Source organism: Sporosarcina sp. 179-K 3D1 HS (genome assembly GCF_047228905.1).
Lineage (GTDB): Bacteria > Bacillota > Bacilli > Bacillales_A > Planococcaceae > Sporosarcina.
Map to the genome: position 1 here is coordinate 22,671 of NZ_JBFEGI010000016.1, position 12,707 is coordinate 35,377.

The 12,707-nt window shown below is 46.1% G+C and carries 13 protein-coding genes; 5 read left to right on the forward strand and 8 right to left on the reverse strand.

The features are described from left to right. Positions 1 to 37 precede the first annotated feature (37 nt). From AB1K83_RS16445 to AB1K83_RS16455, 3 genes are all read left to right on the forward strand, one after another. On the forward strand, positions 38 to 973 hold the full coding sequence (locus AB1K83_RS16445; RefSeq protein WP_413059308.1) for a peptidylprolyl isomerase: 936 nt from the start codon (positions 38 to 40) through the stop codon (positions 971 to 973). 80 nt (positions 974 to 1,053) lie between these two features. Then, positions 1,054 to 1,623: a helix-turn-helix domain-containing protein gene (locus AB1K83_RS16450; protein ID WP_413059309.1), complete on the forward strand. Its 570-nt coding sequence runs from the start codon at positions 1,054 to 1,056 to the stop codon at positions 1,621 to 1,623. After that, positions 1,524 to 2,450 (forward strand): IS3 family transposase, encoded by a 927-nt coding sequence (locus AB1K83_RS16455; RefSeq protein WP_413059343.1) that lies wholly within the window; start codon positions 1,524 to 1,526, stop codon positions 2,448 to 2,450. The genes AB1K83_RS16450 and AB1K83_RS16455 overlap by 100 nt, the downstream gene beginning before the upstream one ends. A 71-nt stretch (positions 2,451 to 2,521) precedes the next feature. Here the strand turns inward: AB1K83_RS16455 and yhaM are convergent, their stop codons facing one another. From yhaM to AB1K83_RS16490, 7 genes are all read right to left on the reverse strand, one after another. Next, positions 2,522 to 3,448 (reverse strand): 3'-5' exoribonuclease YhaM, encoded by a 927-nt coding sequence (gene yhaM / locus AB1K83_RS16460; RefSeq protein WP_413059344.1) that lies wholly within the window; start codon positions 3,446 to 3,448, stop codon positions 2,522 to 2,524. 8 nt (positions 3,449 to 3,456) lie between these two features. Continuing rightward, entirely contained in the window at positions 3,457 to 6,351 is a 2,895-nt protein-coding gene (locus AB1K83_RS16465; RefSeq protein WP_413059310.1) for an AAA family ATPase, read from the reverse strand. 9 nt (positions 6,352 to 6,360) lie between these two features. Then, positions 6,361 to 7,578, reverse strand: a complete 1,218-nt coding sequence (locus AB1K83_RS16470; RefSeq protein WP_413059311.1) for a metallophosphoesterase family protein — start codon at positions 7,576 to 7,578, stop codon at positions 6,361 to 6,363. A 227-nt stretch (positions 7,579 to 7,805) separates the two neighbouring features. After that, complete coding sequence (locus AB1K83_RS16475) at positions 7,806 to 9,065, reverse strand: ABC transporter permease (RefSeq protein ID WP_413059312.1); 1,260 nt, start codon at positions 9,063 to 9,065, stop codon at positions 7,806 to 7,808. After that, the gene (locus AB1K83_RS16480; protein ID WP_413059313.1) at positions 9,058 to 9,957 is read right to left on the reverse strand and encodes an ABC transporter ATP-binding protein; all 900 of its coding nucleotides are present in this window, start codon (positions 9,955 to 9,957) and stop codon (positions 9,058 to 9,060) included. Before AB1K83_RS16480 ends, AB1K83_RS16475 begins: the two co-directional genes overlap by 8 nt. Before the next feature lie 66 nt (positions 9,958 to 10,023). Further along, positions 10,024 to 10,335, reverse strand: coding sequence for a hypothetical protein (locus tag AB1K83_RS16485; protein WP_413059314.1), 312 nt, complete (start codon positions 10,333 to 10,335; stop codon positions 10,024 to 10,026). A gap of 2 nt (positions 10,336 to 10,337) precedes the next feature. Further along, on the reverse strand, positions 10,338 to 10,535 hold the full coding sequence (locus AB1K83_RS16490) for a helix-turn-helix transcriptional regulator (RefSeq protein WP_413059345.1): 198 nt from the start codon (positions 10,533 to 10,535) through the stop codon (positions 10,338 to 10,340). Positions 10,536 to 11,135: 600 nt separating this feature from the next. Here AB1K83_RS16490 and AB1K83_RS16495 point away from each other — a divergent pair. Together AB1K83_RS16495 and mgsA are read left to right on the forward strand one after the other, a co-directional pair. Next, the gene (locus AB1K83_RS16495; RefSeq protein WP_413059315.1) at positions 11,136 to 11,321 is read left to right on the forward strand and encodes a YhzD family protein; all 186 of its coding nucleotides are present in this window, start codon (positions 11,136 to 11,138) and stop codon (positions 11,319 to 11,321) included. 30 nt (positions 11,322 to 11,351) lie between these two features. After that, positions 11,352 to 11,792 (forward strand): methylglyoxal synthase, encoded by a 441-nt coding sequence (gene mgsA / locus AB1K83_RS16500; protein WP_413059316.1) that lies wholly within the window; start codon positions 11,352 to 11,354, stop codon positions 11,790 to 11,792. A gap of 10 nt (positions 11,793 to 11,802) precedes the next feature. Here the strand turns inward: mgsA and AB1K83_RS16505 are convergent, their stop codons facing one another. Continuing rightward, positions 11,803 to 12,615, reverse strand: a complete 813-nt coding sequence (locus AB1K83_RS16505; protein WP_413059317.1) for an STAS domain-containing protein — start codon at positions 12,613 to 12,615, stop codon at positions 11,803 to 11,805. Positions 12,616 to 12,707: the final 92 nt, after the last annotated feature.

A 12,707-nucleotide genomic window follows, 5' to 3' on the forward strand; every position in this document is an offset into this window, starting at 1 on the left:
TCGCTGAATTTAGATAAAAGTTAGGAGAGAATTTGATATGAGAAAAAAAGTAATTGCTCTTTCGATGGCGGCTTCCGTCTTGGCCTTATCGGCTTGTAGCGGAAATAAAGCGAGTGATGACGAGATCATCGTCAAGTCAAAAGCAGGCAATGTAACGAAGGAAGAGCTTTATCAGGAAATGAAAGACGTGGCGGGACAGGAAACATTGCAACTGTTAGTCATTGAAAAAGTGCTTGACGCAAAATATGATGTCTCCGACGAACAAGTTAAATCCGAAATTGACAAAATGAAAGAACAACTTGGAGATAACTTTGAAGCCTATTTGGCTCAACAAGGCCAAACCGAAGCAAGCGTGAAAAAAATCATTAAACTGAATCTTCTTCAAGAAGCTGCCCTTTCGGAAGGCGTTGAAGTAACGGATGAAGAACTCGACCAACGGATTGAAATGATGAATACTGAACTGAAAGCGAAGCATATCTTGGTAGATGATGAAGAAACGGCCCTTAAAGTGAAAAAGAAAGTTGAAGAAGGGGCTGACTTTGCAGCAACTGCGAAAGAATTTTCAACAGAGCCAGCAGCTAAAGAATCCGGCGGTGATCTAGGTTGGTTTGGTTACGGTAAAATGGTTCCGGAATTCTGGGATGCTGCATATGGCCTTGAATTGAACAAGCTAAGCGATCCTGTTCAAACTGAACATGGCTACCATATTATCGAAGTGACAGAAAAGAGAAAAGCCGAGGATGCCAAAGAGTATTCCAAGGAAGAGAAAGAAGAGCTCCGTAAAGAGATGAAGCTTGAAAAAGCCGATCAAAGCGCAGCCATGGAAAAAATCTCTAATTTGATGAAAGAAGCAGACGTTAAAGTGGAAGATCAAGATTTGAAATCGGCTCTCGATATGTTCATCCAAGAAGAGAACGACAAAAAAGAAGAGACAAAAGAAGAGTCAAAAGAGGAAACACCAAAAGAGAAATAATAATGTAGAAAAAACTGTCCTCCCATTTGATGTGCACCCCGAAAGTTAGAGTCGAAATCTAACTTTCGGGGTGTTTTATTATGGTTAAATATGCAGATGATTTTAAGGCGATGGTGGTGCGTGAATATCTCGGAGGAACAATTGGGTATAAGAGATTGGCGGAAAAACATGGTGTAAAGTCGAAGAGACAGATCATTGATTGGGTAAACGCATACAAGAAGTTCGGTATGGAGGGATTAATTCGTAAGAAAAGGGATGCGGTTTACTCTGTTCAATTCAAGCTGGATGTATTAAGCTTTATGAAAAGGACAGGCGCTTCGCTGGCAGAGACGGCACTTCACTTCGGATTGACGAATCCTTCGCTGATCAGGGATTGGAAGAAGAAATTCCTTAAAGGCGGTGCGGAAGCCCTGGACAACCCGAAAGGACGGCCGGCCATGTCTGATAAAGCGAAAAACGTCAAGAAGAACCAGAAGCCAATACAACAGGATGAAATGACGCGTGAACAGAAATTAGAACGGGAAAATGAACTCCTCCGCTTGGAGGTAGAATACCTAAAAAAGTTGCGAGCTTTTCAGATGGATCCGGACGGCTATCTAGAAAAGCACAAGCGGCGCTATCATTCGAGCTCAAAGCAGAATTTCGACTGAAGGATGTACTTCAGATTGTCGGCATTCCTGAGTCGTCCTACCACTATCATGTAAAACAAATAAAACAGGAAAATCCGAACCAAGGATTGGAAGAAACGATTCAATCCATATTTGATGAACACAAGGAAAATTATGGGTATCGCAGAATTCAACTAGAATTGAAGAATCGTGGACTCGTAGTGAATCACAAAAAGGTGCAGCGCATTATGCGAAAGCTAGGATTGAAAGGCAATAAGTTCACCCGGAAATCACGTCGTTATAGTTCGTATAAGGGAACCATCGGTACAGTGGTGAAAAACCGGATTAACCGCCGGTTTAATACTACGATCCCATGTCAGAAACTAACCACGGATATTACAGAATTCAAGTGCTCAGATGGTCTAAAACTCTATCTTAGTCCAATGATGGATATGTATAATGGGGAGATTCTCTCGTACGGCATCAGTATGCGTCCGACGCTTGACTTTGTGATGAAACCCTTAGAGGAAGCCCTAGAAATCGTAAAGAATGCAAAATACCGGACTACGATCCACTCGGATCAGGGCTGGCACTACCAGCACGGAAAATGGGTTGCGACCTTAAAAGAACACAAAGTGTTCCAGAGCATGTCACGGAAGGGGAATTGTCTGGACAACGCCCCCATGGAAAATTTCTTTGGATTACTGAAGCAGGAGATGTATTATGGTGAACCGCTGCGGACATATGAGGAATTAAAAAGGGCTATTGAGGCTTATATTCAATACTACAACAACAAACGGATCAAACAGAAATTGGCTGGCATGAGTCCGGTTCAATACCGTCTTCACACCAGCCAACTAGCTGCGTAATCTAAAACTCTAACTTTTAGGAGTCACATCAATTCTGTAAATGGTCTGAGGACAGTTTTTTTATTCGGATGTTATTCAAATGTCGGCTTATAGAACGATCGATTATCAAGTGGAAAGATTCGTTCGGAAAACTCGCCTGGTTCCGTTTTTCCTAGCGCACGGTCTAGCATGTTCATTTTTGCATCGATATTGTCAATATAATGGAGGATTTCCGCTTCCTTGAGCATCGGGCGCTTCGGACTTCCCCATTCCTCTTTTCCATGATGACTGAGCACCATATGTTGCAGGAGCATCACTTCTTCCCCATCAATCTCCAGTTCATCCGCGGCCTTCGCGATTTCATTCACCATAATCGTGATATGGCCTAACAAATTGCCTTCAATCGTATATTGAGTGCCCACCGGTCCGGAAAGCTCCACCACTTTCCCCACGTCATGAAGGATGATGCCGGCATATAATAAGTCCTTATTAATCGAAGGATACAGATCGGCAATCGCCTTGCCGAGCTTTAACATGGAGACGACATGATCTAAAAGACCGGATACATAATCATGATGATTTTTAGTCGCTGCCGGATAGGTCATGAACTCGCTCTGATGTTTTTTCAATAAATGACGGGTAATCCGTTGGATATGCGGATTTTTCATTTCAAAAAAGTATTGTAGCAATTCCTCGAACAGCACTTCTTTTGTTTTCGAAGCAGAAGGGACGAGGTCCGATATCGAGACGCCCTCATCTTCTTTCGTCGGTCGGATGCTCTTGATACGCAATTGGTTTTTTCCGCGATATTCGTGGATTTCTCCACCGACTTTCACAATGGATGCAGCTGTATAAGTCGCTGCATGCTGATCAGTCGTATCCCATAGTTTTGCTTCGATATCCCCGCTTTTATCTTGTAAAATCAGTGTCATGAACGGGCTTCCCTGCTGAGTAATTCCGCGGGTCGCTTGTTTAATGAGCAAATACATGTCCACCGTTTCGCCCACTTTATGTTCCATAATTTTTTTCAAAAGACGACTGCCCCCTTCACGCTTCCTAATTCGGAAACGTTTAAATTAGTCGCATCTTGCCATTTATCCATCATTTCTGCTTGGCAGGTGAAGTAAATGATCTGATGCTTCTTTTGCATTTCTTCCAATACTGTAATCATACTTGATTGTCGGTCGACGTCAAAGTGGACAAATGGATCATCTAAGATGAGTGGAAATGGCGCGCTATCCTGCATGGAGTCTGCCAAAGCAAATCGCAGGGCGATGTAAGCCTGCTCTTTGGTTGCTTGGCTCAATTCCACTATCGGATAATGGGTCCCATCTGTTGCCACTGCTTGAAAATGGCCCGTTTCTGTCACATGCAGCGATTTGTAATTATCATTCGTAAATTGCTGAAATAGACCGTCCGCTATGCGCAATACCGCAGGAAGTTTCTTCTCCTTCAACTCACTCATCGTCCGCCGGATCGCTTCCGTCACTGCTTTCCGTTCGGACCATTTCTTTGCCAGGACAGCGAGCTCTGACCGTTTGATTTCAAACAGTTGATGTGTCTGTGCCAACGTATCGTCCGTCAGAAGCTGTTCGGTTTTGTGGAGGAGCGCCGCCTTTTCATCGACTAAACGATCACGCTCTTCTGTTATGGCAATTCGTTTTGATTCAATCGAAGCGATTTGTTCTTCCCATAACGCATCGGAAATCATTTCTGGCATTTTCATTTCACCATATACCGCAATTTGAGCAAGAACATCTTCAAGCTGCCTATTCAGGAGGATCGTTTCTTGGTAAGTGTCATGAGCTTTGTAAAATTGTTCTTCCGTTGTAGCCTCTGCTTCGGAAAATAACAATTCAATTTGATTTTCATACGTTTTGACCAAATTCCTATAATCCTGTAGCTTTGCTTTCTGCTCATCTGCTGACTCCACCATGGCCGTCCATTGATCCGCCTCTCTTTTTATGCGTATATACTCGCTTCTAAGCAGATCGTATAAACGTTCTGGCTGCATCGGCTTTCGGATGAGAATTTCAGCTTCTTCGATGCGCCCGGAAATTTTCCGATTCAACATCATCATATGATTTTCATTTTCCTCAAACTGCCGGGCAACTTCCTGGAATTCCCGGCTCATGCGGAATAATTCCGGAATGATCGCCAAGCTCGGCATTCCGCTAATGCCATAAGCCCGAAGGAATTTGGCCAATCCTTCGGAAACTTGGTGTTTCCGTGATTGCAATTCGGCCATCTCGGCTTCCAGCGCTTGAAGCTTCTGTTCCAACTTTTCAAGCGCTTCTTGCAACGCTTCCTTTTGGCGGTGGAAGGAGCGGACTTTCTCTTCCAACTCCTCAAAATGGCGTTCCTGACCATCATATGCAGCAACTAGGTTTTCCATTTCCTTCGTCTTTTCAACATCCGATGAGGCCCCATTTTGTAAATAAAAGAAAGCTCCCATCCCGCCTACGAGAATGCCGATTCCGATTATTATCCATTGTGACTGCATAAAACCGTACACGACGCACAGTACCGCAATGGCGAGCAAAGCGGAGAAGGCGAGTTTTTCATTTGATTTGCCTTGTCCTGTTCCCATTGAAAGGTAGGCTCTCGCTTCTGCCAAGCGCTGTCGGATAGCCGGCCATTGTGCAGCCATTTCCAAGTCGTTCACGGAAGGCGCCTGTTGCTCATGTCTATGCAGTTCGTTTTGTAGATCATGCCATTCTCTGTTTAATTGTTCGAGGCTATGGTGAACTGCATTTATCCGTTTATCATAGTCATCAAGTTGCCGGAGCCAGTCCGCCATTTCATCTTCTCTTTGCAACGATACGTCTGCCTGCAATAGGATCTGTTCTCCGACCTCGTCGATCCCTAAACGGTCGAGCAATCGCCTCTTGGCTCCTTCCAGCTGACGGTTTTCCTCGATTAGCGCCCCAAGAGCCGCCTGCCAACCATGCCATTCAGACTCCTGAGCCAAGAGTCGTTCCAGATGAGGTAATGTCCCGGCATCCATTTTCCGGGACATCTGGGACTCGATGTGGGCCAATTCCTCTTCGAGCCGTTGGGTGACCGCTTTGGATTCAGCCAACTTTCCTGCTGCCATCTCGTACCGTCTCACGCCGTCCACTGGAAAATGGAGACCTGACTTTGCAGACAGCTGCAATTCAAGAGCTTGTTTTTTCTCCACAAGCGGTTGAAGTTGCCGGACGAGCGCTAATTGCTCTTCCTCTTCTTGTAAGAGTCGATCTTGCTGTCTCCATTCAACTAATAACCTGTCAATCTCTTGGAGTCGCTCCATGGAAGGTGCATAACTCGCCGCCCGCTCCCGCTCGGCTTTCAATTCACTCTCCAAGTTTCGCAGCTCTTCAATTTTGACATTCATTTCGGGAAGCTTTCCTGCCTTTTTGAATAAATCGCCCATTTCCTTATCCAGCTTCTTCTCCACCTGCAAGAGGACATCCACTCCGGTCGTCCCGGAGGCAAGGAGTGTGCGGCTCAATTCGTCCTCATCCATCTTTTCAAATCCTTGCAATTGTAATAGCGAGAAGGAAAAAATGGATTCAAAGGAAGAACGGTCGTAGTGGCGAAGAAGTTCCTTCAACTTTTCCTCCCCACCAGCCGTACCGTCCCCGAAACGAACGGTGACGTCGCCTGCCGACTTCCCACGGATCCGTTCAACCGTACAGTTTCCATACAACTCATCCTGTAACTGTACTTGGCCACCGTATGTACTTCCGGATTTTGGTTCATACCGCAGCAACGAGCTATTTTTCGGAGGAAATCCAAACAGGATATGCAGGATGAATTGTTGGATCGTCGTTTTCCCGGCTTCATTCAACCCATAAAGCACATTCATGCTGGAACCGAAGTCGATGGTGACATTTTCATGTTTTCCAAATCCATAGATGACCAATTTCTCAATTCTCATCTCTCCACCTCAATCCGCTTCCGTCATTTCTTTCCCCAACAAGGATCCGGCGCCCGCCTTGATGTCCTGAATGTTCTCGGGTGTAAGGACATCTAGGTATCTACTGCCTCGATGTTGATATACATCTTTCAATAACAGCTTCCACTCTTCTTCCGTCCACCTGTCCATCATGTCTTGCACCGATTGGACAAGATTGCGGTTGTGGAGTGGTTGCTCCTTTTTCCATTCGAACGTCAGCTGCTGCACCCATACGAATATTTCGCTGTCCTCCAGCATTTCACGTAATGCGTCCAGCCATGCTTCTTCGGAATCCTCCTGGAATAGACTCATGCTATCCGCATCGAGATCGATCATCTTTAATTCCAACAAGCAGGGGCCAAATTTCGCTTGAAAGGTTTCGATCGCTTCCTGACAAGCCGCAAACCATTCATTCGCATGGCGCATTCCTGCACAGGACACTTCCAGACGATCGAAGACGAGAGCAGAAGCGGGTACAAAGGTGATAGTGGACTCCGCCTTGGAAAGTGTCACTTCGTAAAACCCTTTCAGACCGGACTCTTTGCGATGCCGGCCTTGCAAATTCCCTGGGTAGACGATTGGCGGGTGATGATGTAATTGCTGCCGAAGATGGATATGGCCCAGTGCCCAATAATCATATTGCTTCGACAACAATGCTTCTTTGGTGAATGGAGCGTACACCGCATGCGTTTCATCTCCGGCCACGCTTCCATGAAGCATCCCGATATGGAGTGCATCTCGATTCTCTGCGACTGGGTACCGATTGATCACCGGTTCCCGGACATGCCGCTCCTTATAGCTGAACCCATGGATGATAATATCCTGGCCTTTGATTCTTAGAGGGACTGCTGACACTTCTTCATCGAACACATACACATTCGACGGCAACTCGAACCGTGTCCACTTCCCGTCCAAATGGTCATGATTACCATGACAAATGAACACCGGAATGCCCGCCGCCTCCAATTTCGACAGACCTTCTTGGAATTTCACCTGCGCCCGTAAACTTCGATCCTCTCCATCGTACACATCCCCGACAATCAGGAGGAAATCGGGTTTCGTCTCAACCGCATGCTTCACGAGATTCTGATACGCGGAAAACGTGGACTCGCGCACGGTCTGTAGATGTTCCGCCGATAAGCCGGCAAGCCCTTTAAAAGGACTATCCAAGTGAAGATCGGCCGTATGAATAAAACGAATGTCTGGCAATCCAACCCCTCCTCCGGTGACGAATATCTGTTCTTAATTCTACCATATTTTTGAGGGGTTGGCGTATGGATTTACACAATAGCCCAGATCAAGTGATCATAACTCCAGGGGAAGCGATCATAACTCCGGAGGAACGCTCATAGTTCACGAGATGCGATCATAACTCCGGAGGACCCCCATTCTTCACTGAAAAAAAGCTGCCCGGTTTTCCGGACAGCCCCCTTCCCCTATTCTTTCCCCAGCTGGATTGCTTTCCGTATATCCTTCAAGGAGCGGGATGGGCCGTACATGAGGACCCCGCCCCGATACACGCGCGCCCCAAACCAGCCTAGGAAGAAAATCGTGATGAGCATGATCGCGATTGACAAAAGGGGTTCCCATAACGGTAGTTCTAGCATGCCGACCCGTAAAAACATGACGAGCGGTGCAAAAAACGGGAAGAACGAAACATATTTCAAATAGGTCATTTCCGGATTGCCCAGACCTGTTGCCGCAATGATGAAAGCCGCCACAATCAGCATCGTCATCGGCGTGATGACTTGTTGGACATCTTCCGTCCGGCTGACCAATGAGCCGAGAAGAGCTGCCAGCGTGGCGTACAAGAAATAGCCTAAAATGAAGAACACAATCGCATAGATGAGTGTGCCTGTATCGATTCCTGATAGACTGAAGATTCCCGAAAGCCCTCCCGGTTCGCCCGTCGCAGACGTTTTCATCGCAACAAAACCGGCCACCCCATAGAAAACGATTTGGAGAAGTCCGAGCGACCCGATACCGAGCACTTTAGCAAACATATGCTTGACGGGAGATACACTGGATATGAGGATCTCCATGACACGGGAAGATTTCTCCGTCGCCACTTCCGTCGCAATCATACTGGAATACAGGATGACAGCGAAATAAATGACAAACATTAAGACATAGACAAGCATCCGCGCTTGATCGATCTCTTCTTCCGACTTGGCGGACGGTGAAATATTTTGCTGCTCGAATTGGATTGGGGCAAACAACATTTGGACTTGTTCGCCTGTCAGCGACAAGTCTTCCGCTTTCATTTGCGTCTGAATGGACTGCAACGCATCTTGCATCGTCCGTGGCAGACTAAAATCAAGTGCACTCATCGTTGTATATTTCGCTTGGATGGTGTTCGAATCATCCAAGGAAAGCACCAAGAATGAATCCAACTCACCGGCCTTCACTTTCGCCTGGAGTGTTTCTTCCGTCTCAGTGGACGGTTCCACTGTAACCCCCGTGTCGTTTTCGCTTAATTGCAATTGCAATGGCTCCACGAGTATGCCGCTTGTATCAATCACTTGGAGAGTATTCTGCGAATCTTCGCCAGTGATATCCTGGACCGTATCGATGATTTTTGACAAGTTCGCCAGCAGGAAGATGGCAGCAATCATGATGGCCGTCGTGATGATGAAGGACTTGGTCTTCGCTTTCGTAACAAATGCTTGCTTGAAAATGATCCAAAATTCACGCATGCTCGTTCCCCACCTTTTCGATGAAAATATCTTGTAATGATGGTTCCTCGATGGCGAAATGCCGGATTGGTCCCGATTGCATGGCGGCTGTCAATAGCTTCTCGGCGATCGCCTCTGATTCTACTTGGTAGACGGCCCCTTCAATCGACTTGTGGACGGATGTCACGCCGGGGACAGCATCCAGGGCGGATAAGTCAAAGTCTGATTTAATGCGGACATTCTGTTTGCCGAAGGAACGTTTCACATCGCGCAATGTACCACTGACGATTTGATTGCCATGGTGAATAATGCTCAATTGTTCGCAAAGCTCTTCGACATGATCCATCCGGTGACTCGAAAACAAAATGGTCGCACCTTGATTGCGGAAATCGAGGATGGCACTTTTCAACATCTCGACATTTACCGGGTCAAGACCTGAAAACGGTTCATCCAGTATCAATAATTTCGGTTGATGGATGAGCGAAGCGATTACCTGAATCTTCTGCTGGTTCCCTTTGGACAGCTCTTCCACCCGTTTTTTGGCATAATGGTTAATTTCCATCCGGTCCAGCCATTTTTTCATCTCGGCTTTTGCTGCCGTTTTGGACATGCCGCGCAATTGGGCCAAGAATAGCAGCTGATCTTCCACCTTCATCTTCGGATATAACCCGCGCTCCTCGGGAAGATAGCCAATTTCCGCGCTCGTTGCATAGCTGATCCGCCCTCCATTCCAAGTGATCTTGCCCTCATTCGGATTCAATAAACCGAGGATCATCCGGAATGTCGTTGTTTTCCCTGCCCCATTTGCCCCCAGAAAGCCATACATCGTCCCTTGTTCCACCGATAAATTCAAATTATGGACAGCAGTGAAATTGCCAAACCGCTTCGTTACGTTTTGGAGTTGTAATGTCATCGTGTTGCTCCTTTCTCTAACAGCCTATTACTCTATACGGGCCTGAATAGTTGAAGTTTCAAATAATTAATTCTTTCGGCCGGCAAGTGCCGCTCCGATCGCATAAGACAACATATGAACGACCCAAAGCCCGCTCATCAAGAAAAATGCAAGCCGCGGCCCCTCGACAGCGATAATAATTCCCCAAACAATGAGAATGGTCACAGTCGTCACTCGCCACGAAAAGGACCGTGCCTGTTCGTGAATTCGCGTATACCTCTCGTCGAACCGCCGTTCCTTCTTCCCTTTTCTCCAGCTGATGAACATGACAATGGAAGCGATCAACAAACCTAGTGGCAAGCCTGCCATGAACGACCAAATGTCAAAACTTTCGTTCATCCTTACCCCTCCCCCGGAATAAAAATATCTTCTATTGAACTCTGAAACACTTTGGCAATCTTGAATGCGAGCGTCAATGATGGGTTATATCTCCCTTTTTCCAATGAAATGATCGTCTGCCTGGAAACGTTCAACTTTTCGGCAAGCTCGTCTTGCGTCCACCCTTTCTCCATCCGTTTATCTTTAATTAAATTATTCAGTTTGATCTTCCCCCCTCAACACGTAAAGGTTCCTTTACGTAAAGGATACTTTACTTTTACAGCGAATGTCAAGCTTGCTTTACTTTTAATTTTCCAAGATCTAGTGCTTTGGAAAACTGTTTGTCCGACAATTTATGGAACTGTAAAGACGCCGCTGCAACTGTCAGGCCAATTTCCTAAACTGTAAGGACAATCCCCCGAACTGTCAGGGCTCCGGCATAAACTGTCAGGGCCCGGCAATTCTGTCTGGGCAATTCCTCAAACTGTAAGGACAATCCCCCGAACTGTCATGGCTCCGGTAGAAACTGTCAGGGCCCGGCAATTCTGTCAAGGTAATTCCTCAAACTGTAAGGACAATCTCCCGAACTGTCATGGCTCCAGCATAAACTGTCAGGGTCCGGCAATTCTGTCAGGGCAATAATCACTCAATATGAAATAGCAAGATCCCTTTAACAGAGGTCTTTCGCATTCCTAATAAAATCGATTGCTTTATAATGACTATGTCAAAATAAATGAATTTTCGATTTCCTCCCATGAATCGCTATTCACTTTCCAGTTTTAATAGTATAATGAAGGCACATGATTAAAGGGGTGAGTATTGTGAGAACCTATAAACTAACGGCTTATGAGCAAACAGGGAAGCTTATCACAGAAGAAACATTCACAGCAGCGACCGATGAGGAAGCAAAGGAAAAGGGGAGCGCCATGCTGGAGGAGAAAAATTTGACAGAGGTCACACATCGTTTGGCGTCTCCTGCAGGTAAATTGCTATTGTTTCATTCCTAACATCGCGCGAGGGAGTACTCATTCGGAGGGATGAAAGTGGAGATTGCTTTAATCGCCCATGATCAGAAAAAAGATGAGATGGTCAATTTTGTCATTGCCTATGAACACATTTTTTCGCAACATACGTTGTACGCGACAGGAACGACGGGAAAAAGGATCATCGCTGAAACGAATCTCCCCGTCCATCGGCTCCAGTCAGGTCCTCTCGGGGGCGACCAACAAATCGGTGCAATGGTGGCAACCGGCGAATTGGATTTAATCCTATTTTTCCGCGACCCATTGACCGCCCAGCCTCATGAACCAGATGTGAGTGCGTTGTTGCGGCTTTGTGATGTGTATGGGATTCCACTTGCGACCAATTTGGCAACTGCTGAACTCTTGGTCCGCGCTGTGGAAGAAGGTTATTTTGCATGGCGGGATATGGTCGATAAATACAAAACAAAAGAACCCACTTCGTCTGAGACGGAGTGAGTTCTTTTCATTATAAATTCAAATATTGTTTGAGCGCTTGCTGTAAGGTGCCCAATGTCTTCGTATGTTCATCGAATGTCACACCCATCCCCACAATCCTTCGCACGAGGTCGCCTCGCAAACCGGTGATGACGGTGCGGCATCCCATGAGAGAAGTTCCTGAAATAATCCGCATCAAATGGTCGATCACATAATCTTCCATATCGACAATTCCTGATAAATCGATAATTAATGTTTGGATATGGAGCCGTCCGATCTCCGCTAGCACCTTCTCTTCCAAGATGTCAGTCCGGAACGAGTCGACCGTCCCAATAAGGGGCAGGATACAGATGCTCGGTGTAATCGGTATAATCGGAACCGACAACGCCTCCACAAGTTGCCGCTGCGCTAAAATCAGTTCGTCTTTATACATCGAATAATTGATGAAGAACGCATTCAAAAACTGATCGATGCCGTTATTGATCTGCTTTTCAGCCTCGAAGAATTCACACATTTCATTCGACTTGGAATAGCGTTCGACAAAGTACCAGAGCGTTCTTCGGATGGCCTGCACCCATTCCAGCTTAAAGGATAGCGGGATGGAATGAGTGGCCCAAGCAATCCCCTCCTGCTTGGCAAACATTCGGAGCTCTTGTTCCTTACCATCAATTACATAGAAGGAGAGCAGATGGGCATTATTAATTAAATCAATATTCCCGACCTCTAGTATATGGTTGAGACTATCCCGGACATTGCTCGCTTCTTCTCGCAGTACTTTTTCGAATTCTTGTTTATGCTCCTGCAGATAGGACTTGAAATTAACATCGATACAAATACTTCCCATCGGAAGTCCCCCTTTTTAAAAATAGACCCTCATCTTTAGTACCCATTTCAATTGCTGTTAAAACATTTGAAATAGTCTGAAGTTCATTCTTA